The organism is Hoeflea sp. CAU 1731, from assembly GCF_039888615.1.
GTDB lineage: Bacteria > Pseudomonadota > Alphaproteobacteria > Rhizobiales > Rhizobiaceae > Flavimaribacter.
Genome location: NZ_JBDQQS010000004.1, coordinates 70,575 through 95,672, shown reverse-complemented (window position 1 = coordinate 95,672; position 25,098 = coordinate 70,575). Strand labels below are relative to the sequence as shown.

The 25,098-nt window shown below is 57.1% G+C and carries 22 protein-coding genes; 12 read left to right on the top strand and 10 right to left on the bottom strand.

Translation table 11 applies throughout. From position 1 onward, the window contains the following. Positions 1 to 85: 85 nt before the first annotated feature. Both AAFN47_RS08520 and bmt read left to right on the top strand, forming a co-directional pair. Positions 86 to 1,096, top strand: coding sequence for a glycine betaine ABC transporter substrate-binding protein (locus tag AAFN47_RS08520; protein WP_499808788.1), 1,011 nt, complete (start codon positions 86 to 88; stop codon positions 1,094 to 1,096). Positions 1,097 to 1,206: 110 nt separating this feature from the next. Further along, positions 1,207 to 2,217: a betaine--homocysteine S-methyltransferase gene (bmt, locus tag AAFN47_RS08515; RefSeq protein ID WP_499808787.1), complete on the top strand. Its 1,011-nt coding sequence runs from the start codon at positions 1,207 to 1,209 to the stop codon at positions 2,215 to 2,217. Between the two features lie 95 nt (positions 2,218 to 2,312). Here the strand turns inward: bmt and AAFN47_RS08510 are convergent, their stop codons facing one another. The 3 genes from AAFN47_RS08510 to AAFN47_RS08500 form a co-directional block, all read right to left on the bottom strand. After that, the gene (locus tag AAFN47_RS08510; RefSeq protein WP_499808786.1) at positions 2,313 to 2,885 is read right to left on the bottom strand and encodes a hypothetical protein; all 573 of its coding nucleotides are present in this window, start codon (positions 2,883 to 2,885) and stop codon (positions 2,313 to 2,315) included. Between the two features lie 176 nt (positions 2,886 to 3,061). Then, the gene (locus AAFN47_RS08505) at positions 3,062 to 3,727 is read right to left on the bottom strand and encodes a ferredoxin (RefSeq protein WP_499808785.1); all 666 of its coding nucleotides are present in this window, start codon (positions 3,725 to 3,727) and stop codon (positions 3,062 to 3,064) included. 86 nt (positions 3,728 to 3,813) lie between these two features. Next, entirely contained in the window at positions 3,814 to 5,373 is a 1,560-nt protein-coding gene (locus AAFN47_RS08500; protein WP_499808784.1) for a trimethylamine methyltransferase family protein, read from the bottom strand. Positions 5,374 to 5,708: 335 nt separating this feature from the next. Between AAFN47_RS08500 and AAFN47_RS08495 the strand changes: the two genes are divergently transcribed. The 7 genes from AAFN47_RS08495 to AAFN47_RS08465 all read left to right on the top strand — a co-directional run bounded on the left by AAFN47_RS08495 (position 5,709) and on the right by AAFN47_RS08465 (position 12,294). After that, the gene (locus tag AAFN47_RS08495; protein ID WP_499808783.1) at positions 5,709 to 6,410 is read left to right on the top strand and encodes a corrinoid protein; all 702 of its coding nucleotides are present in this window, start codon (positions 5,709 to 5,711) and stop codon (positions 6,408 to 6,410) included. A gap of 84 nt (positions 6,411 to 6,494) precedes the next feature. Then, complete coding sequence (locus tag AAFN47_RS08490) at positions 6,495 to 7,082, top strand: DUF1638 domain-containing protein (RefSeq protein WP_499808782.1); 588 nt, start codon at positions 6,495 to 6,497, stop codon at positions 7,080 to 7,082. A 176-nt stretch (positions 7,083 to 7,258) separates the two neighbouring features. Next, complete coding sequence (locus tag AAFN47_RS08485) at positions 7,259 to 7,903, top strand: exopolysaccharide biosynthesis protein (RefSeq protein WP_499808781.1); 645 nt, start codon at positions 7,259 to 7,261, stop codon at positions 7,901 to 7,903. A 147-nt stretch (positions 7,904 to 8,050) separates the two neighbouring features. Beyond that, a complete protein-coding gene (locus AAFN47_RS08480) occupies positions 8,051 to 8,356 on the top strand; it encodes a virulence factor (protein WP_499808780.1) in 306 nt (101 codons plus the stop codon). Further along, complete coding sequence (locus AAFN47_RS08475) at positions 8,353 to 9,258, top strand: methylenetetrahydrofolate reductase (RefSeq protein WP_499808779.1); 906 nt, start codon at positions 8,353 to 8,355, stop codon at positions 9,256 to 9,258. Before AAFN47_RS08480 ends, AAFN47_RS08475 begins: the two co-directional genes overlap by 4 nt. A gap of 10 nt (positions 9,259 to 9,268) precedes the next feature. Further along, a complete protein-coding gene (locus tag AAFN47_RS08470; protein ID WP_499808778.1) occupies positions 9,269 to 10,225 on the top strand; it encodes a methyltetrahydrofolate cobalamin methyltransferase in 957 nt (318 codons plus the stop codon). 20 nt (positions 10,226 to 10,245) lie between these two features. Further along, the gene (locus tag AAFN47_RS08465; RefSeq protein WP_499808777.1) at positions 10,246 to 12,294 is read left to right on the top strand and encodes an ASKHA domain-containing protein; all 2,049 of its coding nucleotides are present in this window, start codon (positions 10,246 to 10,248) and stop codon (positions 12,292 to 12,294) included. Here AAFN47_RS08465 and AAFN47_RS08460 read toward each other — a convergent pair. Next, entirely contained in the window at positions 12,253 to 13,197 is a 945-nt protein-coding gene (locus AAFN47_RS08460) for a LysR family transcriptional regulator (RefSeq protein ID WP_499808996.1), read from the bottom strand. The genes AAFN47_RS08465 and AAFN47_RS08460 overlap by 42 nt on opposite strands. A 146-nt stretch (positions 13,198 to 13,343) precedes the next feature. Here AAFN47_RS08460 and AAFN47_RS08455 point away from each other — a divergent pair, with 146 nt between their 5' ends. Together AAFN47_RS08455 and AAFN47_RS08450 are read left to right on the top strand one after the other, a co-directional pair. Next, positions 13,344 to 13,604 (top strand): hypothetical protein, encoded by a 261-nt coding sequence (locus AAFN47_RS08455; protein WP_499808776.1) that lies wholly within the window; start codon positions 13,344 to 13,346, stop codon positions 13,602 to 13,604. Between the two features lie 325 nt (positions 13,605 to 13,929). Further along, positions 13,930 to 14,943, top strand: coding sequence for a GlxA family transcriptional regulator (locus AAFN47_RS08450; protein WP_499808775.1), 1,014 nt, complete (start codon positions 13,930 to 13,932; stop codon positions 14,941 to 14,943). Between the two features lie 8 nt (positions 14,944 to 14,951). On the opposite strand, the gene AAFN47_RS08445 is transcribed toward AAFN47_RS08450, so the two are convergent. Next, on the bottom strand, positions 14,952 to 17,462 hold the full coding sequence (locus AAFN47_RS08445; protein WP_499808774.1) for a GcvT family protein: 2,511 nt from the start codon (positions 17,460 to 17,462) through the stop codon (positions 14,952 to 14,954). Positions 17,463 to 17,727: 265 nt separating this feature from the next. Here AAFN47_RS08445 and AAFN47_RS08440 point away from each other — a divergent pair, with 265 nt between their 5' ends. Next, entirely contained in the window at positions 17,728 to 19,428 is a 1,701-nt protein-coding gene (locus tag AAFN47_RS08440; RefSeq protein WP_499808773.1) for a hypothetical protein, read from the top strand. A 29-nt stretch (positions 19,429 to 19,457) separates the two neighbouring features. Here the strand turns inward: AAFN47_RS08440 and AAFN47_RS08435 are convergent, their stop codons facing one another. From AAFN47_RS08435 to AAFN47_RS08415, 5 genes are all read right to left on the bottom strand, one after another. Next, entirely contained in the window at positions 19,458 to 20,867 is a 1,410-nt protein-coding gene (locus tag AAFN47_RS08435) for an aspartate aminotransferase family protein (RefSeq protein WP_499808772.1), read from the bottom strand. Between the two features lie 48 nt (positions 20,868 to 20,915). Then, positions 20,916 to 21,344 (bottom strand): EamA family transporter, encoded by a 429-nt coding sequence (locus AAFN47_RS08430; RefSeq protein ID WP_499808771.1) that lies wholly within the window; start codon positions 21,342 to 21,344, stop codon positions 20,916 to 20,918. A 113-nt stretch (positions 21,345 to 21,457) separates the two neighbouring features. Beyond that, a complete protein-coding gene (locus tag AAFN47_RS08425) occupies positions 21,458 to 22,774 on the bottom strand; it encodes an FAD-binding oxidoreductase (protein WP_499808770.1) in 1,317 nt (438 codons plus the stop codon). Next, a complete protein-coding gene (locus AAFN47_RS08420) occupies positions 22,771 to 24,210 on the bottom strand; it encodes a UbiA family prenyltransferase (protein WP_499808769.1) in 1,440 nt (479 codons plus the stop codon). The genes AAFN47_RS08425 and AAFN47_RS08420 overlap by 4 nt, the downstream gene beginning before the upstream one ends. A 262-nt stretch (positions 24,211 to 24,472) precedes the next feature. Next, complete coding sequence (locus AAFN47_RS08415; RefSeq protein WP_499808768.1) at positions 24,473 to 25,024, bottom strand: DUF924 family protein; 552 nt, start codon at positions 25,022 to 25,024, stop codon at positions 24,473 to 24,475. Between the last annotated feature and the right edge of the window lie 74 nt (positions 25,025 to 25,098).

Here is a 25,098-nt window from a genome sequence, read left to right as displayed (position 1 = left end):
TTTAACAGTTTCCGGCGACAGAGAAAGCAGTCAAACGAACTGCGGATAGAAGCGATTGCGCACGTGTGTGACTGATCAGGAGAATATGAAAGTGAAATTGCTCTATGCGCTGCTGTTCGTCACTACTGCGACCATCGCGCCGTCGCGCTCGCTGCTGGCTTCGGAATGCGGCGAGATCAGTATTGCACGGATGCATTGGCAATCGGCCGCGCTGCTTGCTGAAATCGACAAGCTTGTCCTGACGGAAGGCTATGGCTGCACTGTCACGCTTGTGCCAGGAGACACAATCCCGACATTTAACTCGATGAATGAACGGGGCGCGCCGGATGTCGCGCCGGAATTGTGGATCAATTCGATACGCGAGCCACTCGACAAGGCTGTTGACGAACGGCGCCTTTTCTATGGCGCCAAGGCGCTGGCCGATGGCGGAATTGAAGGATGGTGGATTCCGCATTACGTAGCGTTGACCCATCCGCACATCACCAATGTCGCTGAAGCGCTCAAGCATCCCGAGATTTTTACCGACCCGGACGATCCACAGAAAGGCGCCGTGCACAATTGCCCGCCGGACTGGAGTTGCAGCATTTCAACCCGAAACCTGTTCAAAGCGTTCGAAGCAGAAGAAAAGGGATTCAGGCTGGTGGAAGCCGGTTCCGCAGAAGAGTTGCGAAAATCAATCACAGACGCAATTGAAGGCAGAAAGGGCTGGCTTGGATATTACTGGGCTCCGACAGCCCTGCTCGGTCGATACGATCTGGTCCGATTGAGTTTTGGCGCGCCATACAACAAGACCGAATGGGACAGTTGCACGGCTGTGGCGAATTGCGAAGATCCGAAGCCGAACGGCTGGCCTTCCGCGCTTGCCTATACGGTTGTCACCAAGAAAATGCGGGACGCTTCGCCACACGCATTTGACTATCTTTCGCGCCGTTCGTGGCACAACAGCACGATCAGTCGGTTACTGGCCTGGATGGAGGAAAACGACGCCACGCCAGAGCAGGCCGCTCGCCACTTTCTCGAAGAGGACGACGAGATCTGGATGCGCTGGGTGACGCTTGACGCCGCGAACACGATTGGCGGCGCATTGGAAGATTAAAACCGGCTAGGGCCAGTTGTGGACCCAATCGGCGCCTTGACGGTCAAATCCATGATTGCACACATATAAAGACATGTTTATATGGGCAAATAATTCAATGGTGGGCCGACATGACCAGCAATCCCCTCGCAGACCTGATCGCCGAAAAAGGCGTTCTCCTCGCCGACGGCGCGAGCGGCACCAATCTGTTCGCAGTCGGACTGGAGGCGGGTGAAGCCCCGGAACTCTGGAACGAAAGCAACACGGGCAAGATCGTCGCTCTGCATCAAGGCTTCGTCGACGCCGGCTCAGATATCATCCTGACCAACAGTTTCGGCGGAACCCGGCATCGGCTCAAGCTTCACCATGCCCAGGATCGCGTCTTCGAGCTCAACCGCAAAGCAGCCGAAATCGCACGCGGCGTCGCGGATGCAGCTGATCGAAAGGTAATAGTCGCCGGCTCGGTAGGACCAACCGGTGAATTGCTCGAACCGCTCGGAGCACTGACCTATGATGATGCGGTAAAGGCTTTTATCGAGCAGATCGAAGGTCTCAAGGCGGGCGGCGTTGACGTCGTGTGGATCGAGACCATGTCGGCGCCCGACGAAATCAAAGCCGCGGCGGAGGCGTCCGTCAATTGCGACATGCCCTATGTTTATACGGGTTCTTTCGATACCGCCGGCAAGACTATGATGGGGCTGCATCCCAAGGACATTCACGGCGCGGCGAACGGCGTCGGACAAACGCCGGTCGCCGTGGGCGCGAATTGCGGCGTTGGAGCGCCTGACATATTGGCGACGCTGCTGGAAATCAGCGGCGCCAATCAAGACGCAACTGTCGTGGTCAAGGGCAATTGTGGAATTCCCGAATTCCGCGGTTCGGAAATCCATTATTCCGGCACGCCTGAACTGATGGCGAAATATGCGCATCTTGCAATGGACGCCGGCGCGACGATTATTGGCGGCTGTTGCGGCACGACCTGTTCGCATCTCAAGGCGATGCGCGCCGCAATCGACGATCATGTCGTGGGACCGAGGCCTACAGTTGAGGATATCGTCGAAAAAATCGGCCCGCTTCGCAACAAGGCCGCTTCAGAAGGTGTGGATCAGTCGCGCCGAGAGCGCAGAAGCCGTCGCAGGTAATATTACAGCCTTGGCGAAATGCGGCTGGCGCGCTTCATAATTCTGCTGTGAGCCCGAATCGGAACGGTTCGGGCTCACACGCAATTTTGTAGAAATTACGGACTGGCTGGTCGCGGACCGCCGCCGTCCTGACACCACCCAATACAGGAAATGGCGACGAGGCCTGCTGCAGCGCCCAAGGCTATGACGGCTGCTTGGTTTGCACCGCCGCCATTTGGATTTTCCTGGAGGAAAGTTGATGACCCGGAATCCAATGTCGCCGTTGCAAATGCGGCTTCAGCGATTTGCACGCAGATCGGTCCATCCTTGCCTTCCGGCTGAAGGATGCTGATTTCCGAATTCTGCGCAACGGCCAGCTCGCAATCTGATCCGACCTGCACCTGCGCCTTGCCGCCCGGCCCAATATTGATCTGGGATCCCGCAGTGATCTGCGTGCCGGCCTTCCCGTCGACGAATCCGGTCGTACCGGAGTACATGACGCTTCCGGACGAATCGGAGATCTCCCCGATGACTGGATAAGACTGCCCAGCAGATTTGGAAGAAATACACGTACAGTCAAGCGTCTGTGCTGCGCTGAAAGAACCTGAAGCCAGCAAAGCCACGCCGACGGCAATAGGTCTCAGAATAGACATGTTAAAACCTCTTGTTGAGTTATTCAAATAATACAACGGCCCTGCAGATTCACAACCTAATATTGCAGTTCCAAAAATGCTATTTCTCGGTATTGCTCATCTGCAACAGTTGTTTTGCCGGCGCAATGATGGGAGGTTGTCTGGAGCCGACATTCCATGAATGTGCCTTAGCACATAAAATACAGAGGGTTAAGATGCAACCTTGATGAAATTTACAGCGCCGCCATATGGAAGCGGAGCTGTGGTTCCACGTAGCGAAATTCCGCGCCTACTGGACAAGCATTGCGTGCACTGCACCCGGCGAGCATGCAGCTCGCACCGCCCTCGTCGCTGGCTAGGTAGGACCGGCAGGGCTCGACGGAAAATCCGCTTGTTGATATCGCCTCGGCAGGGCAAGCGCTTATGCAAGGCCTGTCACGGCAGCCGTCACAGGGATGTGGCAAATTTTGCCTTTCAGGCACGGAAAGTGTTTTGCGAAAAGCCAGCGCCGCGCGATAGCCGTGCCAGAGACCAAATGCCGGATGGATAAGGATGCCAAACGGAGACGGCCGCAGTCCTTCAATTTCCGAAACCCAGCGCTGAAATGGCCACCAGGGCTTCTCAAACGGGTAAAGGGCTTGGCATCCGAACTGTTGGGCGACCGGTTCGATAACGAACCGTGTCCAGCGATCGAGCGGGTCCGTTCCCGGCGAGCGCCTGAGATATTCGCTGAAGTGTGGCCACAGCGTCGACCCCGCATGACCGACCAGAAGGATGGTTCCGGCGGTTTCGCCGTTATCAAGCTCAGGAAGCGTTTCGGAGGCGACAAGCCCGCCCCGAAGCATCAATCCAACGTCCCGCAAGCGGCGATCCAGTTCGCCGTAGACATCGCCAATCAAGACTCGGTCTTTCCGTCTGGCGTTGTCTGCCAGACTTCCCTGTGGATCAGGTCGGCCACGATCGCCCGGCCGTCAACGGGCTTCCTTCACGTGAAGGCGTCGGGCATCGACTCCTTTTTGTGTGCAATAAATGCATTCAAACCGTCATCGACGCCAGGATCGAGATCCGGCGGCTGGTAGGATTGCAGCCACTGCCTGCATGCTTCGTTGGCACGGTTTTCGATGCGCTTTTCGCCTTCGATCTGCCACTGCTCGAAGGAATTGTTGTCGGTCAGCGAGGATGCATAAAATGCCGTCTCGAAGTTCGCCTGGGTATGAGCGCAGCCAAGATAATGACTTCCCGGACCGACTTCGCGGATTGCGTCGAGCGCCTGGGCGTTTTCGGAAAGATCCACGCCTGCGGCGAATTTCTGCATCATGCCGAGTTGATCCTGGTCGATCATGAACTTCTCATAGGAAGACACCAGCCCTCCCTCGAGCCAACCGGCGGAATGCAGCGCGAAATTCGTGCCCGCCAGCAAGGTCATGTTCAGCGTGGCTGCGCTTTCATGAGCGGCCTGGGCGTCGGGAACTTTCGAGCCGCAAAGCGATCCCCCTGTCCGAAACGGAAGGCCGCTGCGTCGCGCAAGCTGCGCGGCTCCATAGGATACGAGCGACGGTTCGGGCGTTCCGAAGGTTGGCGCGCCGGACTGCATGGAAATGGAAGCCGCAAATGTGCCGAACACGACAGGAGCCCCCGGCCGGATCAGCTGTGTGAACGCCGCGCCCGCCAGCACCTCGGCGAGAATCTGCGTCAACGTTCCTGCAACAGTCACCGGACTCATAGCCCCGGCGAGAATGAAGGGTGAAATGATGCAGGCCTGGTTGTTGCGTGCATAGACCTTGGCCGCGCCCAGCATGGTTTCGTCGAAAACCATGGGCGAGTTGGCGTTGATCAGGTTGATGAGAACGCAGTTTTCGTCGACGAAACTCTCGCCGAACAGAATCTTGCACATCTCGACGCTGTCTTCGGCGCGCTCAGGCGCCGTCACAGAGCCCATAAACGGTTTGTCCGAGTAGCGGATATGCGTATAGATCATGTCGAGGTGGCGCTTGTTCACCGGAATGTCCACCGGCTCGCAAACCGTTCCGCCCGAATGGTGGATGGACGGCGCCAAATAGGCGAGTTTCACGAAATTCTGGAAGTCCTCAATCGTGGCGTAACGACGATTGCCTTCAAGGTCGCGAACAAATGGCGGCCCATAGACCGGAGCAAAGACCGTTGCATCGCCCCCGATCTGCACCGAACGCTCCGGATTGCGGGCAAACTGCGTAAAGACCGGCGGCGCGGTTTCCAGAAGCGAACGGCAAAGCCCTTTCGGGAAATGCACCCTTTCACCGCGAATGTCGGCGCCCGCTTCGCGCCAAAGTTCCAGCGCTTCTGCGTCGTCACGGAACTCAACGCCGATCTCTTCCAGAATGGTGTCGGCGTTGTTTTCAATAAGCGTCAGGCCTTCTTCATCCAGAACCTCGTAGGTTTGGATATTCCGCTTGATGAATGGCTTCTGCAAACCGGGCCCCCCGCCGCCTCGCGAAGCTCTGCGCGCCGCGGCTCCGCCGCGCGCGCGGCGTTTCGCAGACTGACCGACTGCATTGTCCGTATCCATCTCGTTCCACCTTTAATCCGGCGTCTTCACCCGGCAATTCCAACAACTGATATGCTACCCCACGGCCTGTTAAGCGCATTTTCTGACAGCGCCAAGCGATGACGCGAAACGGACACCCGGAAACGCGCTGCATCCGCAGACAGGTCAAAGACGCGCGCGCCGTCGTTTTTCAATAAATTACACGTCGTTTTTGAAGAGACGAATTTCGCAAAATTGCATCATTCTCACAAGTGAAGCCGCCAAATGCGGTTTCTTCGAATGTCGGGTTTGTGACAGGATTCTGACGACATACCCGGTCGCCCGCGTAAAGTGCAGCTCATATCGGATTAACTGCCATGACCGATGACGACATCATCCTTTCCGACCTGCCAGACGACGAACTCGTGCAGCAGATGCACGATGATCTTTATGACGGCCTGAAGGAAGAGATCGAGGAAGCCACACATATTCTGCTCGAGCGCGGATGGGTGCCCTACGACGTCCTGACCAAGGCCCTCGTTGAAGGCATGCGGATTGTCGGAGAGGATTTTCGTGACGGCATCCTGTTTGTGCCGGAAGTTCTGCTTTCCGCCAATGCGATGAAGGCGGGAATGTCGATCCTGCGTCCTTTGTTGGCCGAAACCGGCGCGCCGAAACTCGGCAAGATGGTGATCGGGACGGTCAAGGGAGACATTCACGACATCGGCAAGAACCTCGTCGGCATGATGATGGAAGGCGCCGGCTTCGACGTTGTGGACATCGGCATCAACAATCCGGTTGAGAACTATTTGCAGGCGATCGAGGATCATGAGCCAGACATTCTGGGAATGTCCGCTCTCCTGACCACGACAATGCCCTATATGAAGGTCGTCATCGACACGCTGAAGGAAAAGGGTCTGCGCGACCAGCACATCGTGCTCGTCGGCGGCGCTCCGCTCAATGAGGAATTCGGCATGGCCGTTGGCGCCGACGCCTATTGCCGTGACGCGGCAGTAACGGTCGAAACAGCCAAAGACCTGTTGAAGCGCAAGCACAACCAACTCGCCGGGGCTCGCTAGCGGCCCCGCCAGTTTGCTGTAACCATTTTTGACGCGCGTTCAGCGTGATAGAGTGGATGTATGAAGGCAACAGCTTCGAGATCGATGAATGCAAGTCCAGTGCGCGTCATCGGCTGCGGAGCGTTGGCGCGAGAAATCCTCGACGTCTGCCGCATCAACGGGCTCGACCACGTTGATCTGATTTGCTTGCCGGCAATCTGGCACAATCGGCCAGAACTGATCGCGCCGGGTGTTCGAAAGAGCATCGGCGAAGCGCGCGAAGCCGGTTTTGAACGCATATTCGTGGCCTATGCTGAATGCGGGACCCAGGGCGAACTCGACAAGGTCTGTCTCGATGAAGGCGTCGGGCGGATCGAAGGCCCCCACTGCTTCTCCTTCTTCGCCGGCAACGACGCCTTTGCCGCAACGGAAGACGACGTCACCTCGTTTTTCCTGACCGACTTTCTGGCGCGTCAATTCGAAGCCTTCGTCGTCGAGCCTCTCGGGCTCGACCGACATCCGGAATTGCGGGACATGTATTTCGGCAATTACCGCAAACTCGTCTACCTGTCGCAAAAGGAAGATACGGATCTTCAGGAGCGCGCCAGACAGGCCGCGGACTTTCTCGAACTGGCCTATGAGTATCGGCTGACGGGATATGGCGACCTGACGAAAGCCTTGCAGTCGGCTTGACACCGGCCTCCCCTGGGCGCAAACCATCTTGCTAACGGGAGCGACAATTCCCACATAGTGTGCTCCGGCCCCCCGTCGCCGGATATTTGACGCAATTGCAGTGCAGTCGGGTGTTAGCAAAATTGCAATAGGCCTCGCCTAATGTATCGGTTCAAATAACAGGAACGAACGAAACGGTGAGCGACACTACAGCCGACAAGGTTTCCTCCGAACGCGCCGACGATGCGCAGGAGCATACGGAAAGCCTGTCCAGCCTGTTGCAGCGCCTGGCGGACACCGCCGGAGAGCGAATTACGCTGAAGGAACTGGCGACGGCTCTCGACGAACGCTCGTTCGGCGCATTTCTTCTTGTTTTTGCGCTACCGAATCTCATTCCCCTTCCGCCCGGCGCAACGCTGATCCTTGGCCTTCCGCTGATTTTCATATCCTGGCAGATCGTGGCCGGTCGACAGAAGATCTGGCTGCCGCGACGGCTCGCCAACTATTCCCTCGACAAAAAGACGCTGGTCGCCATGGTCACCAAGGTCGACCCGTGGTTGCGTCGGATGGAAGCCTGGGTGAGACCGCGCCACTGGCCTCTCAACAATCACCGTTCAGAACGGTTGTTCGGAATCTATATCCTCGTTCTGGCGGTCGTGGTCTTGATCCCGATCCCGTTCTGCAACTGGCTGCCCGCGTTCGCGATCGCCATCATTGGCCTTGCCCACACGGAACAGGACGGTAATTGCCTTGGCGTCGGCGTCGTCGTTGGGGTCATGTCGATAGCAGTACTTTTTCTCATGACACTTCTGACGACAGTGGTCTTCGCCAGCCTGCTTTAGGCGCCCGTGAATTCATGCCTTTCGACACCGGATTCGAGCCTTAAAACAGCCGCGTCGTTTTTGATGCGTTGAGCGTCGTCGTGCAGCTAGCTTGCCGGTCGGAATCTCATCATTTTAAGCCGTGCGGACATGGATCGGGAGCGGGTCATGGCGGATCTGACAATTGTTTACTGGCGTGACATCCCAGCGCAAATTATCGTGAAGAAGGGCAGGCAAAGCGCCAAACGGGAGCTTTCCCTGCGATTCACGGAAGCGATCGACATGTGCGCAATGCGCAGCGGCGCTCATGAGACGGACGACTACCTGGCGCAATGGCGACGAGGACAGCCGAAATCTGTGAGCGATGATCTGGACGCTGAAGCCGACAGGGCGGCGGCCCATATCGAGGAAACATACACCAAACAACGGCTGAAAGATCTCGTCGAGGCCGGCGGAAAGGCGGAAGCAGAATGACAAAGGTCATTAATATGAAACCGGCGCGACCAGCCCGGATCGCAGCCTCAATCGAGGTCGCCCCCAAGCAGGCGATCGAATCAGCGGATCTGCCAGGCCTGTTCCCGGAAGGCGCCTGGGTTTACATCACCGACATTGGAACGGATTCCAATGAAACGCTGGTCAGAGCCGCCAAACGGGTCCGCGATCTCGGCTACGATCCGGTTCCGCATTTCGCGTCCCGCCGCCTCACAACTCGGGCAGCGTTGGAAACACGCATACGGAAGATGGCCGAGGAAGCAGGCGTGAAGAACGTGCTTGTGATTGGCGGCGGCCTTGAGAGGCAGGCCGGCGACTTTTCCTCCACCATGGAAGTTCTTGAAACCGGCTTTTTCGACAAATACGGCGTCGACAGGATCGGCGTCGCGGGTCACCCTGAAGGCAGCCCGGATTTCACCGAAGAAGTCGCTCTGCAGGCGCTGCGCCTGAAAAAGTCCTTTGCGGAGCGTTCGGATGCTTCGATGCGGATCGTGACGCAATTCGGTTTCGACGCGGCAAAATTCATCGCCTGGGCCAATGGCCTGAATGCAAACGGAATTGATCTTCCCGTGCATCTGGGCGTGGCCGGTCCCGCGAAGATCACGACATTGATCAAATACGCGGCCATGTGCGGTGTCGGCAATTCCATCGGCTTTCTGAAAAAGAACGCCATGTCGCTGACAGCGCTTGCGACATCACATTCGCCCGAGACCGTTGTCGACCCAATCGAAGATCACGTCCTGAGCGGCGCATCCACTCCGATCCGCCAGATCCACGTTTTCGCTTTCGGGGGTTTGAAAAAGACGTCCGAATGGCTGGTTGAGCGCGGAAGCTGGCAAACCCGGATCTCGGCTGATCTCTCCTTGTCTTCCCTCCAGAATTGAGGATTGCCCCATGGCACGCACAATCGTTGCTTCCGCAACAAAGGAAATCATTATTGGTTTCGACCAGCCGTTCTGCGTTATTGGCGAACGCATCAATCCGACAGGCCGCAAGAAGCTGGCCGCCGAGATGATTGAAGGCAATTTCGAAACCGTTAAAGCCGATGCGCTGGCCCAGGTTGCGGCAGGCGCAACAATGCTGGATGTCAACGCCGGCGTGACGGCGGTGGATCCCAATGCAACTGAGCCCGCCCTGATGGTGCAGACACTGGAGATCGTCCAGAACCTTGTCGACGTGCCCTTGTCGATCGACTCCTCCGTAACGGCGGCTATCAAGGCCGGCCTTGAAGTCGCCAAGGGCCGTCCGCTCATCAACTCGGTGACAGGTGAAGAAGAAAAGCTCGAAGCAATCCTGCCGCTTGCGAAGAAATACGATGTGCCGGTCGTCGCCATATCCAATGACGAGACCGGTATTTCCGAGGACCCTGACGTCCGCTTCGCTGTCGCCAAAAAGATCGTCGAACGCGCGGCCGATTACGGCATCAAGCCCGAAGACATCGTGGTCGATCCCCTTGTCATGCCAATCGGCGCGATGGGAACAGCGGGCCAGCAAGTGTTTCGGCTTGTGCGTCGCCTGCGCGAGGAACTTGGCGTCAACACGACATGCGGCCTGTCCAATATTTCCTTCGGCCTGCCGCACAGGCACGCAATCAACGCCGCCTTCATTCCGATGGTCATCGCTTCGGGCATGACATCGGCGATCATGAATCCATGCCGTCCCCAGGAGATGGAGATGGTTCACGGCGCCAATGTACTGAATTCAACCGACCCCAACTGCCAGTTCTGGATCCGGACCTATCGCGAGAAGCCAGCGCTTTCCGCCATTGACCCGTCCGCCGCAGGCGGCGAGACTTCCGCGCAGGCTGCGTCCGGAGGCCGGCGCCGTGGAGGACGGCGCGCGCGCGCCTGACAAACAAGGACGCCTTTCGCATGGACCAGAATACCGACGCAAAGCACCCCCTGGTCCTGTTTATGCCTTCCGGCAAGCGCGGTCGCTTTCCCGTAGGAACAAACCTGCTGGAGGCGGCCCGCGAACTCGGGGTCTATGTGGAAAGCGTGTGCGGTGGGCGCGGCATCTGTGGCCGCTGCCAGATCGACGTGCAGGAAGGCCGCTTCGCCAAGCATGGCGTCACCTCGAGCGCCGACCATATTTCCGCATTTTCAGCCAAGGAACGAACCTACGCCAGCAAACGCGATCTGAAGCCCGGAAGACGGCTGTCGTGTTCCGCGCTTATAGAGGGCGATCTGGTCATAGATGTGCCTCAGGAAGGGCTGGCCCAGGCGCAGGTGGTCCGAAAGGATGCCGACAGGCGCGTCATCGAACGCAATCCGGCAATACAGATGTGCTATGTCGAGGTGGATGAACCGGACATGCACAAGCCGCTGGGGGATCTCGACAGGCTGGTCCAAGCGTTGGAAGAGGATTGGGGCTTCGCCGATATCCTTGTCGACCACCACATCCTGCCGAAAGTCCAGTCGATACTGCGAGCCGGAAAATGGGCTGTGACGGCGGTTATTCATCGGGATTTGGAAACGTCTCGCCCCAGCCTGATTGCCCTCTATCCGGGACTAAAAAACGAAGCCTACGGCATTGCATGTGATATCGGCTCGACCACAATCGCCATGCACCTGACATCGCTGCTGTCCGGCGCGGTCATCGCATCCTCCGGCGCTTCCAATCCTCAGATTCGTTTTGGCGAAGACCTGATGAGCCGCGTCTCCTATGTGATGATGAATCCGGACGGTCGCGAAGCGATGACGCGAGCCGTCCGCGAGGCTATCGTCAGGCTGATCGACAAAGTGGCCGCTGAAGCAGGCATAGACCGCATGGATATCTTCGATGCAGTGTTCGTCGGAAATCCGATCATGCACCACCTGTTTCTGGGCATCGATCCGACGGAACTCGGCGGCGCGCCATTCGCCCTGGCGGTTTCGGGCGCTATTCACTGCCGCGCAGACGACCTCGATCTCGGCCTCAACACCGGATCGCGCGTCTATCTGCTGCCGTGCATCGCCGGCCACGTCGGCGCGGACGCTGCCGCCGCCACCTTGTGCGAAGGACCGCACCGGCAAGACGAAATGATGCTGCTCGTAGATGTCGGAACCAATGCGGAAATTGTTCTCGGCAATCGCAACCGGGTCGTCGCGGCGTCCTCGCCGACCGGGCCGGCGTTTGAAGGCGCAGAGATTTCATGCGGTCAGCGCGCCGCGCCTGGCGCAATTGAAAGAGTGCGCATCGACCCTGACACACTGGAGCCGCGCGTCCGGGTCATCGGCATCGACCACTGGTCGGACGAACCGGAATTCGCCGAGCGCGCAAAGGAAACGAAGATCACGGGCGTTTGCGGCTCGGGGATCATGGAAGTCGTTGCCGAGATGTTTCTGGCCGGAATCATCTCGGAAGACGGCGTTGTCGACGGCTCCCTCGCCGAGCGCTCGCGGCTCATCGTTCAGAACGGCCGCACCTGGTCCTATGTCCTATGGGACGGTGACACCAGGCTGGCGATCACCCAGAACGACATTCGCGCAATTCAACTTGCCAAAGCAGCCCTTTACGCCGGGATCAAACTGCTGATGGAAAAACAAGGGACAGACCATGTGGACGGCATCAGGCTTGCAGGCGCTTTCGGATCGCTGATCGACCCGAAGCACGCGATGATCCTGGGGCTCATTCCCGATTGCGATCTCGATCGGGTCGCAGCCGTCGGAAATGCGGCGGGCACCGGCGCTCGAATGGCTTTGCTCAATCGCGACTATCGTCGCGAAATCGAGCAGACGGTTCGCAAGATCGAGAAGATCGAGACTGCTCTGGAACCGAGGTTCCAGGACCATTTCGTGCACGCCATGGCGCTGCCCAACAAGCTGGATCCATTCGTCAAACTTGGCGACCGCATCCGGCTTCCCGAACGCGGCGCGTCGACGAACGCCAGCGCCGGATCAGGCCGCAGACGCCGCACTCGCATCGGGCGCGAACGCTGATTCCGTAAAGTAACCGGTTTCTGCCTGCATCTCGAAAGTCGCGCGAATATGTTCCGCGACGGCGCACACCGGTGGATCGACTTCCGCGCCAACCATCATCGCCAGCCTGTAATCGCCGATTGGCGGTAATCCGTCCTCTTCACCAAGGATCACCATGTCATCGCCCACGAAAGACTTCGGCAGAGGCGCGATTGCAAGATCGGAAAGAATCGCCGCACGTTGCCCGGCGGTGTGGGCGCTCATATAGGCGACCCGAAAATCACGCCGGATGGCCTGTAGGCCCTCGACTGCGCCAGCCCTCCAGGCGCAGCCTTCTTCCCACAGCGACACCGGAAGCGGACATTGCAGGTGAGCCGTGCCTCCCTTCGCGCCCGCCCAGACGAGTTGTTCCGTTCTAACAATCTCGGAACCCGGGGGTGTCTTGTCCTTCTGGCAAGTCAGTAGCGTGATGTCGAGACGCTTCTCCTCAAAGCGTTTGACCAGGTTCGCACTCTGGTCGATGATCACGTCCACCGCGATTGAAGGATGGGTCTTGGCGAACCGTTTCAGGACACTTGGCAAGATGCGTTCGCCGACGTCGTCTGGCGACCCGAAACGCACGACGCCAGAAATCTCTGGCGTGATGAATTGGGAAATAGCCTCCCTGTTCAACGCGAGCAGGCGACGCGCATAGCTGAGCAGCATGGTTCCGTCCGTCGTCAGGCTGACGGAGCGCGCATCACGGAAAAACATCGGACGGCCAAGCGTCTCTTCAAGTTTCTTTATCTGCATCGACACCGCGGATGGCGTGCGGAATACGATAGACGCCGCAGTGGAGAAACTGCCCGTATCTGCAATGGCCACGAAGGTGCGCAGCACGTCGAGTTCAAGCAGAGGCATTGGCTTGTTCAGAGGAGCGTTCAGTCTAGTGTTCAATTTTTCTGATCCAAGTCTTAATTCTAATTCGTTTGATTGAACCAAAGATACCCACCATAGTCAATATCAAAGGTCGCGACCTTCCTGAAACCACCGGTCCTGCGGATCGGAGCAAACAGTGAAGGAACCTTATGATGAGCAACAGATACTATAATTCGAATTCACCCTTTGCCGACGTCTTCATCGAAGTTGGTCAGGGACGCCTGCTGTCCGATCTGATTTTCAGCGGCGTAAATTTTCTTGTCGACGCCTACAACAAATTCGGCCAAAAGCGCGAAGAAGCCCGGTTGAGGCGTGACACCGTGAAGGCGGTTTCGGAACTAAGTCCCGAACTCCAGCGGGATATTGGCTGGCCCGAGCGTTTTGAAAACCAGATGGCGCGGCGGCGGCGATAAAGCCGCGTGCCTGTCGCGTCCCACCTGGATCCGCCTGAAATGCAGGCCGGCGCATGTCCCTCACGCGCCGGCCTGTTTTCTGCAGTTATGGTCCGCATTGTATCGTGCGTAATGCATCGAAAAAGCTGCATAATTCCTGAACTCTGGAAGAGTTTTAACTTCACAGCCATTTGCGACTATGACAATGTTCGGGCTTTGAAAGGGAGATGAGGCGTCCTGAACGCCGGTCCTAAATAAAGGATCAGGACATTCCGGATAGGCCGGTCCTCACCCTCCTGAACTGTGGATTGCACGGGCCGTAGCCCGAACCGTGTCGCGAGGGTTGATGGCAACTCACCTAGAAGCGAATTCCGTAAAACGCACCATCGTGTTTTACGTCATACCCGATTTTTCGATGATTGCGTTCGCAACCGCGATCGAGCCGCTGAGGATCGCCAATCGCATGCTTGGTTACGACTCCTATCGGTGGCGCGTAGCGTCCATCGATGCGGGGCCTGTACGCGCTTCAAATGGCGTCGAGGTGGCGGCCAACACTTCCCTGGAAGACGAACGTCGCTCCTTGACCGGAGAGAATCGACCGTCGATGGTTTTCGTATGTTCTGGCATAAATGCCGAATCGTTCTCTCAGAAATCAGTCCAGGCCTGGCTCCGCGAAGTGCACAACCGCAACATCGCCGTCGGCGGACTTTGCACAGGCGCCTATATTCTGGCGGCGGCGGGCCTTCTGTCCGGAAAACGCTGCGCGATTCACTGGGAAGACTTGCCGGGCTTTGCCGAAAAATACCCCCGCGCCGACGTCTATGCCGACCTGTTCGAAGTAGACGACAATATATACACCTGTGCGGGCGGAACCGCCGCTCTGGACATGATGCTGAACCTGATTGGCGACGACCATGACGACAATCTCGTCAACAGGGTCTGCGAACAGGCGCTGACAGACCGCGTGCGCAGCCCCCACGACCGACAGCGCCTGCCTTTGCGGGCGCGCCTTGGCGTTCAGAACTCGAAGGTTCTTTCGATTATCGAACTCATGGAAGCAAACCTGTCGGAGCCGCTCTCGCTGCTTGAAATCGCTGATTTCGCAGGACTGTCGCGACGCCAGATCGAACGGCTCTTTCGGCAGGAGATGGGGCGTTCCCCTGCCCGCTACTATCTCGAAATCAGGCTCGATCGCGCTCGCCACCTGCTGGTTCAATCATCGATGCCGGTTGTCGAGGTCGCCGTCGCCTGCGGTTTTGTTTCGGCGTCGCATTTCTCAAAATGCTACCGCGAACTCTATGGCCGCTCGCCGCAACAGGAACGCGCCGATCGCAAGCAATTGCTGACCTCCGTGGCCTGACGTAAGCGTCAGGCCCTTAGCGCTTCATTGTCCGGATCGAACGGGCTTTCAGCGACCACGACCGCATCATACATGTCACCAAGAATGCGGATGCTGACTGTATTTCCGGGCTCCGCCTGTTCCGGCCGCACCATGGCGAGCGCCAGAGATTTTCCGCACCGCCAACCGTAGGAACCATGGGTCGCACGACCAACAAGAGCGCCGTCCTTGTAGATCGCCTCATTGCCCCGAGCGTCGGCGTCGGTGACGCCCTGTACTTCCAGCGTGACGAAGTTCCAGTCGAGCCCATTCTCGCGCTTGCGCACAACCGCATCGCGGCCGATGAAATCTCCCTTGTTCGGCTTGATGAAGCGATCGAGGCCGGATTCGTAGGCATTGTATTCGATCGAGAGCTCACGCGGGATCAGGCGATAGGATTTTTCGATCGCCATCGCCGTCATGGCGCGAATTCCGAACGGCTTGATTCCGTATTCGGCCCCGGCCTCCATAATCAGGTCGAAGATGGTGTTTTGCTGTTCGATCGGGTGGTGCAATTCCCAGCCAAGTTCGCCGACGAAATTGACCCGGAGAGCCTGTGCAGTCGCCGGACCGATGTTCACCTGCTTTCCCGAAAGCCACGGGAAGTCGGGGTTCTCGAGACTGGCGCTCGTAACCTTATGCAGGACTTTCCGGGACTGGGGCCCAGCCAGCACCAGCACGCCAAGCCGCTCGGTGATGGCGTTCAGACGCACAGATCCATCCGCAGGCGCAAGTTTTCGAAGACAGTCATGATCATGCGCCTCGAAGGCGCCGGCGGACACCAGGTAAAAACGCCCGGGCGCCCATTCATAGACCGTAAATTCGGAACGCACGCCGCCTTGTTTCGTCAGCAGATGCGCAAGCGCGATCCGGCCCCGCTTCTTCGGGATGGAATTGGCGAGAATGGAGTCCAGCCAGTCACGCGCGCCAGGTCCCGAGACTTCCATTTTCGCAAAAGCCGACATGTCCAGAAGGCCGACTTTTTCATGAACGTTGCGAATTTCCTCGCCGATGTGCTCGAAGTAGTTGGAACGACGGAAGGACCAGATTTCCTTGATATTGCCGTCGGCGTCCGGCTCCGGATGATTGTGATTGGTGAGCACGTCAGGCTTGTCAATGTCATCGACATTGATGGCGTAGCCTTCCGGCGCGAACCAGTTCGGCCGCTCCCAGCCATAGACAGACCCGAAAACCGCGCCCAGTTCATTCATGCGATCGTGGCAGGGCGCCCGCTTCAGCGGCCGCGCGGCGCCGCGCTCTTCGTCGGGATAGTGCGGCGTGAACACATTGGCGTAGGCTTCCTCGTTCTTCTCGCGCAGATATCCTTCTGTGGCGTAAGGTCCGAAACGGCGCGGATCGACGCCCATCATGTCGATGGTCGGTTCGCCTTCGACGATCCATTCCGCAAGCTGCCATCCGGCGCCGCCGGCGGCCGTTACGCCAAAGGAATGCCCCTCGTTGAGCCAGAAATTCTTGCGGCCCGGCGCCGGTCCAACGATCGGAGAGCCATCCGGCGTGTAGGCGATCGCGCCGTTATATACTTTCTTGATTCCGACTTCGCCAAAATAGGGAACCCGCTCGATGGCGGTTTCGATATGCGGCATCAACCGCTCGATATCCTCTTGGAACAATTCATACTCGGAATCGTCCGTCGGACCGTCCACATAACAGCACGGCGCGCCCTTTTCGTACGGTCCGAGGAGCAGTCCACCGGCCTCCTCGCGCATGTACCAGGAAGAATCCGACTCGCGCAGTACGCAAAGCTCCGCGCCGCCTTCGGAACGAAACTTCCTGATCTCCGGATGCGCCTCGGTGACGATGTACTGATGCTCCACCGGAATGACCGGAACATCCAGCCCAACCATGGCGCCGGTTTTGCGTGCGAAGTTACCGGTGCACGAAACGACGTGTTCGCAGACGATATCGCCCTTGTCCGTCTTCACGACCCAATTGTCGTCATCCTGCTGCTCGATGGCTGTGACGACAGTGTTTCGGTAGATGGTCGCTCCCCGGTCTCGCGCGCCCTTGGCGAGCGCTTGCGTCAGATCGGCAGGCTGGATATAGCCGTCTTCCGGATGGACGATCGCGCCCAGAAGCCCGTCCACATTGACGTAGGGCCACTTGGCGGCAATATCTTCCGGCGTCATGGGTTCGACTGAGATACCCAGCGTTTCGGCAACGCCCATATAGTATTCATACTCGTCGAGACGATCCTTCGTTCGCGCGAGACGCACGTTCGTCACCTTGCGGAAGCCGGTGTCCATACCGGTTTCCTTCGCCAGATCCTGATAGAAGCGTACGGAATATTTGTGGATCTGCCCGACTGAGTAGCTCATGTTGAAGAGCGGCAAAAGACCCGCGGCATGCCAGGTTGACCCCGATGTCAATTCCTTCCGTTCGAGAAGGACCACGTCGTCCCAGCCTTTCTTCGCCAGGTGATACAGAGTCGAAACGCCGACCACGCCACCACCAATGACAACTGCTCGCGCTTTGTCTTTCATGTCCACGCCCTTCCAGGGGCCACTCGGGCCGGTTTGTTAGATTACGGATCAACTATGCCGCCGAGCACAACTGTGCTACCGCCTGTTTGCGACATGCAAAAAACGGCCGGCGACCTGCGGTAGACAGGCGCATGAAAGTTGCGGGATCTGCGCCGCAGTTTACCTTTGCTTGGTGAAGCCCTGCTATTTACTCGCGCGAATTGCATTTCAAAGTTTGATGGACAACATGTTGGAATCACCAGGATCCGGGACAGCCAAAAGCGGCTTGTTTTCATCAGTACTGACCAGCCCGCAATTGTGGCTTGTGATATTTCTGTGCCTGTTGGCGGCGATGCTCAGCTACCCGGTCGCCCTGATGATCGGTCCCATGTACTGGGACACATTTATCTATCTTGACGCTGCGGGACGCATCGCTCAGGGGCAAACGCCGATTGTGGACTTTTTCGCGCCGGTCGGGCCGCTCGGCTACTATCTCTTCGCTCTGTTCGAGTGGCTTTTTCCAAAAGGCAATCCACTGCTTCTCGCAGACTGGTGCATTCTCGTCATCGCCGCTCCTGTGATGTCGCTGATCCTTTTAGACATCGGACCACGCTCACGCGCAGTTGCTTGGTCGCTGCTGGCCGGTTTCTTGATTTTCGCAGCGCTGCCTTTCAATGTCGTCGGATTCTACCCCTATCCGGGTGTTGAGGGTTTCGGCATTTATAATCGTCAGAGCGCGCTTTTGATGTATCTCCTGACGACTGTGGTTCTCTTCGTCGACAACAGATCGATCCGTCTTGCCCTCTTCATTATACTGACTCTTGCGCTGTTTCTGACAAAAATTACGGGCTTTATCAGCGGCGGCCTGGTTCTCGCTTTTGCCTTCGCATGCGGCCTGATCAGAGTGCGCACGGCGATCATGACTGCCGTCATGTTTCTGGCGTTCCTTGAAGCCTGGCAGCTTTATGACGGAACGATCGGATACTACATTCAGGATATTCTGGCGCTGACCACGCGGAACGAAGGCGTCCTCCTTCCCCGTTTTCTTACCGCGACTTCGCTCTTCACCGGCGTCGTCTTCGCCAGCGGCCTACTCGGACTCTATCTGATTATAAGCGATATGAAGGATGGCGCGGGGCGGTTCGTCACGCGGATGACCGGTTCGACGATCGACGATTCAGCCTTCGCCATTCATCGTGACTGGCTTTGGCTGGGCGTCCTGCTCTTTGCAGGTCTGTTCTTCGAGACCCAGAACACCGGAAGCCATGCATTCATTATCGTTCTTCCCGGCGTGCTCAAGATCTGGCTCAACAACCGGCGCCGGCAGCACGCCTCCACCACTGTACTTGTACTTCTGATCGCCTTTATGTGCGTTCCGATTATCGGCGGCGTGCTCCACAAGGCTATCCGAACGACGGCTGTTTCCCTCATGGGTGACAACTATGCCCTCGAAAACCGCAATCTCGGCACGATCGGCCAGGTCATCGTAAAAGACGTGTCATACGAACGCGCCGAGAGAATGAAAAAACACTATGAGGAAAACGTTCCGGTGACCCGGCGACTGTCCGAGGAGGGAGAAATGACGTCCTTCCTTCTCTATTCGGAACCCGGTTTCCAGGCAATGTGGCTGATGATGCACGACGAACTCATCGACGCCATCCAAGCTTACGAGCAGGAGAACGATGTCACTTTCGACACGATATTCACACTTGATTTCACCAACATCGTGCCCTTTGTGATGAACCGTAAAGCGCCTGAACACGTCGCCATCGGCGCCGATCCCTTCCGGGCTATCCCGCCGCTTGACGCAAGCACCACACAGGCGGTCCGGGACACAGACCTCATACTCTCACCAAAATGCCCGGTGACTCCGGCGATCCTGCTTCTGGAGGAAATCTATCGCCCGGCGCTGGACAAGCACCGAAAAATAGAACTCACGGCATGTTTCGATGCCTATATTCTCGAAACGGATGTGCCGGCACAATAGGCCCTGCCCGCCGCTCAAGGCGCGCGGCGTTACTTGACCTGGCTCGCGACGAAATCGCGCACGATAGCAATGATGCCGCGTCCAAGCAGCGAGTCGAGCGCTGAAACGAAGGTGTCTACATGTTCCTTCCCGCAAATCAGAGGCGGTTCAAGACGGATGACATTGCGATTGTATTCGGTGAAGGCGACAAGTACGTCATAATCACGCAACAGGAGCGCGCCGACGAAGCCGGATAGCGATCCTTTCAGTTTCTCGTCCAGTACAGAGACCACGGGGCGCAAAACAACCGGCAGCGTCTGGCTGAAGTCCTGAAACTCGAGCCCCACCATCAACCCCTGACCGCGAACGTCCTTGATGATTTTCGGATACTTGCCTTGCAGGCGCTGCAGTTCGGAAAGGAGATAAGCGCCCTGTTCGGCGGAATTGTCTATCAGCCCCTCGTCATACAGAACGTTGAGGCCTTCGATCGCTGTAATGCACGCTTCGCCAATACCGCCGAAAGTGGCGGGACCATGGATTAGCGCGGTGCCGGGCTTTCCATAGGCTTTCATATAGACGTCGCGCCGGGCGATCATCGCGCCCATTGCGGTCTTGCCGGCGCCAAGTGATTTTGCAAGCGCCGTCACGTCAGGCACGACGCCGGCGTGTTCGAAGGCATAGAAGCGACCCGTGCGTCCGACGCCGCACTGAACCTCGTCGGCGACCCACAGAACGCCATGCTTGTCGCACAGCCGTCGCAGTTCCTGCCAGAAAGCCGGCTCCGCTCCGACAATGCCGCCGCCACCCTGAACCGTTTCAAGAACAATTACACCGATCTGCGGATCGGCTTCGAAGGCGCTTCTGATGGAATCGATATCGCCAAAAGGCACGCGGATGGTGTTTTCGACCAGACGGAACTGCCCGCGATAGAGCGGTGAGTCTGTCAGAGAAAGCACGCCCTTCGTTTTGCCATGGAATGAGTTCTCTGCATAGACCACCTTGTGTCGTCCCGGTCCTGCGGCGCGTTCGGCCAACTTGACGGCGGCCTCCATGGCTTCCGAACCGCTGGAGCCCAGAAAGACCATGTCCAGGCTGCCGGGCGAAATCTCGGCAAGGTTCTTTGCGAGCGCCGCAGCATATTGCGATATGAAAGCGATGGCTATTTCGTGGCGCTTTTCATCCTGGAAGCGCTTACGGGCTTCGAGCACTCGTGGGTGATTGTGCCCAAGCGCGAGCGAACCGAATCCGCCAAAGAAATCGAGGATTTTTCGGCCGTTCTGATCGATGTAGTACATGCCCTCCGCCGTCTCGATCTTTATCTTGTTGAATCCGAGCAGCTTCATGAAATGCAACTGTCCGGGATTGAGATGATCCCGGAAAAGCGTGATCATTTGTTCAATGCCCAGCGCCTTGGCGTCTTCGACGCCCAGAAGAGAAGGTTTGGTTGTTCTGACACTCATGGTTCGATCGCTCCAGATATTTCGTGACGCGTCCGGATGGTCACGGCATCAATCAACGTGGCTGTCGTCGCCAACATCGTGTTGCGGAATGACCGTCGCCGACACTTCGCGGCCTGACTGAGCCACAAGAATAGTGCCCACACAGATCAGGGTGATGCCGGCAATCCGCCAACCGCCCAGAGTTTCGTGAAACACGAAGAAGGCGAACAGCACCACGATGACATAGGCGAGGCTCAAAAACGGATAGGCGAATGACAACTCCACCTTGGTAAGGACGTAGATATGCGTCGCCATGGAGACGACAAACGAGACGAGCGCAAAGAACACCCAGGGATTGAAGGCGATCTGCAGAATTCTGACAACCGGATTTCCGGCGAATATATCCAGTTCGCCCAATGAATTGGCGCCTTGTTTGAGCAGCAATTGTGCGCCCGCATTGGTCAGAACGGTGAATAGGATAAATGGTATGTAGTTCATAACGAAGTCCCGTTTCTGATTTCCTGCCACAAATACAAGTAGAATCGGTGAAGCAAGAGGGTTAACGCTTGTTTGCGTTTGCGAATGGCCGTGTCATTGCTGCGATCGTTCGGTCAGTTCTGCTTCTCCAATGTCATGGCGGTCCGTCTCCAGAAATCCGACATCAGGGCTGGATCCCTGACGTTTTCGAGGTCGCGCCAATTCGGGAAGGATCCGGCGAATACGTCCGCCGGCATGCGCCCGTCCTTGTAGGGATTGACCGCCCCGCCGGCCTCCATGACGATACGATCAAGCGCGTCCAGCAATGTCTCTGTCGGCTTGCCCCGATTAGCGAAATCGAGCGTCAGCGTAAAACCCGGTCGCGGAAACGATAAAAGACCCGGTGATTTTTCGCTGCCAAACCGCTTGAGAACAGTCAGGAATGAAGCGTGACCATGCGCTTGAGCGCATTCCAGCAGCCTGATTGTTGTCTGCCTGCCAGTGATTTCCGGATAAACGCTCTGGTGCTGGTGAAGCCCCCGTGGTCCGTAGAGCCGGTTCCAGTGACCCAGCGCATCAAGCGGGTAGAAATAACTCCGCCAGGGGACTTCCCGAACGCTCGACCCGGCATTTTCCTTGCGGAAATACAATGCGTTGAAGACGCGCATACTCATCGAGTTCACAAGGCTGATCGGAGGTGTGAACGGTACGGAAAGCCGTGCATGACTGCGGGGCGGGGCGGCCTGTTCTTTGCCTTGCGCATGATCCCCACCCAGAAGCAGGCCGCGGCCAAAGTCGCCGCCTCGCGCTGACTGGTCAATCCAGGCGACGGCGTATTCATGGTTGCGATCGAAGCTCTCGAAAGCGTCGAAATAGCCGTCGATGGATGAAAATCGCAACGTATGTTGAAGGATATCCGACCCGGGCGTCCGAACCAGGCGAATGACGGCGTCCGTAATCAAACCCGTCAGACCCATCCCGCCTATCGTCGCTGCGAAGAGCTCGCTGTTTTGCCGCCTGTCGCACTGTATCGTCCCGAGATCGCTGCGCATCAATCGGAAGGATTGCAACCAGTTTCCAAAGACGCCGCGTCGATGATGGTTTTTGCCATGCACGTCATTGGCGATAGCGCCGCCGACAGTCACATATTGCGTTCCTGGCGTCACTGGCGGAAAGAATCCGCGCGGAATGGCGTAGGCAAGGATATCGGACAGTAGGACGCCGGCCTGGCAATGCAGATCGCCTGTCTCAGGGTCGAATTCGATTATCCGATCGAGACTACGACAATCGACAAGTGTCCCTGCGTCATTATGGCAGCTGTCGCCATAAGAGCGGCCGTTGCCGAATGGAAGAAAACCACCGGGGATCCCGCCGTCGATTACACTAATGGAAGCAGCGTCGACGCCGCTACGGTCCCGGAGCCGCAGCCGGCCCCAGCTTTCATAGCTCATGTGGGAAAGGCGACCGCCAACGCCATCAGCAGAGCCCCGGTTGCGGTGACGAGTTGGCTGCGCCAGTCGCGAATGATGAAGACCACGGGATCGTCATGCATCTGTTCCCTGCGCGCCAGCATCCATATTCTGAGCAGCATGTAGAGGATCAGCGGGCACAGTGGCCATAGGAAAAGGGGCGACTGATAAATTTCCCGGGTCTCTTCACTGTGGATATAGAGAGCCAGGACGAGGGCCGCTGCAAAGGCAGAGGAAATCCCGGCCTGTCCGATCATCTCGAAATCAACGGCGTAATATCCGCGACCGACTTTTTTCGATCCCTCCGATGAATCAAGTTCCTGAAGTTCGACATAGCGTTTGACGAGGGCAAGGGACAGGAAGAAGAATATTGAGAAAGCCAGCAGCCAGAACGAGAGGCTTGCCCCGACGGCCGCCGCGCCGGCGATGATCCGCAGCGTGAACAGACCGGCCAAGGTGAACACATCCACGAGCAGTTTCTTCTTGAGAAAGAAGGAGTAGACGGTCGTGGCTCCCAGATAGGCGGCGAGCACCAACAAAAAAACCGGCGGCAGGAGCAAGCCCAAAGCCAAAGATGCGACAAGCAGGCCGCCGGCGAGCATGATGGCGGTTGGTATGTCGAGCTGGCCACTCGCGATGGGGCGAAAACGCTTTGTACTGTGACGCCGGTCATTCCTCAGATCGGCGAGATCATTAAGGATATAAACGCTGCTCGCCGCGAAACTGAAAGAGAAGAAACCGATAATACCGTCCAGCGCATAGAGAAGCTCAAAATATTCGTGCTGGAGAACAATCGGAACGAAAAGCAGCGTGTTCTTCAACCATTGATGAACCCGCATGGCTTTCAGCGAAGTGCGGAACGCATTGCCATATTCTACGAGAACTTCCGCCTGCGAATTGTTCTTGAGCCACAGGCCAACCGAGCCGTGGGGGCGCACGAGATAGACGTTGTGGGCCGCGTCGAAAACCGGGATGTCATCGTTACTGTCGCCAAGATAATCGAAGCCCTTCTCGCCAAAATGCTCGACCAGAAGATCGCGTTTGCGCAGCGACGTGAGATTGATCGCTTTATTCGTATGAAATACGCCATCGAACATGCCGAGATGATCCGCGATACCATTGGCCACCTCCCCCGGAGCGCCGGTCACGAGAAGGATATGGCGTCCCCTGGATTTCTCCGCTTTTAGCCAATCGAGGATTTCCGGCCGAAATGGCCACTGCGCCGGATCGGTTTTTTCACGCTTGCTGACCTCGCATTTCAGCGTAGCCTTTCCGTTCAACACCCAACGAATGACGCTGAAGATCATGAATGGATTGCGGAGCAACAGCCGCAACAGACTTTCCCACAGCGTATCGGTCGCGACGAGTGTTCCATCGAGATCAACACAGAGCGGCTTGTCCTGGGAAATTTCAGACACGACAGTCATTCTTAAAACCAAACAGCTTCAAACACGCCTCGATTGTGGCACGCCATCTACTAACCGTAGATAAACCTGTTTGAAACAGGCCTCCTCACCGACAGAAAGTTGTAAAACTGGTTATCAACTACTTGCTATAAGCAATGTCAATAAATTCAACAGCGACCATTGTATACGCTTTATTGGATTAAATTTCAGAGAAACCGTTCAAAAACACATATTTTGTTTGTCTTCTCGACGTCTGAACGCACGAATATTGTGCTCAGAATCCTGCTCCCGGCTTCGCCAGATAGGCCTCTTCCTCGGGTGTCGAAACACGCCTCAAAATTGCATTTCTGTGCGGAAAACGGCCAAATTTTTCGATGACGTCGAGATGCGCCAGCGCATATTTCATCAGATTTTCATCATTCAAGGTTTCAAAGAGCGCGACGCTACGATTCTGATCCTCGATGCGTTCCGAGTGTTCGAACGGAATATAAATAAACAGCCTGTGTTTTTCAGGCGTCTGAAGATCAAAACCCTTCTCTATTGCCAGCGTGGCTTCCCTGAGCGCCAAAGGATCGGTCGCGAAAGCATGCGGGCTGTTTCTGAAAATATTGCGAGGAAACTGGTCGAAAACAATGATCAAGGCAAGTGCAGCCTCCGGCGTCTCGCGCCATTCCTGCGGAACGTGCGCGGAAAGCGCCAGGTGCGTGTCCATGAAGCGCTTTCTGATGGCGCGATCGATCTCCTCGTTCTTCTCGAACCAGTTTCGTTCCTCCAGTTCGTCGAACCAAAATGTCGTCACATCGCGCGGCGCCAAAATATTCTCCATTCAAGCCTCCCGAATTGACTGATAGGTCGTCAACTGCGTCTTCAACGCCGCAAAAATACGCCATCAAGCCGAAT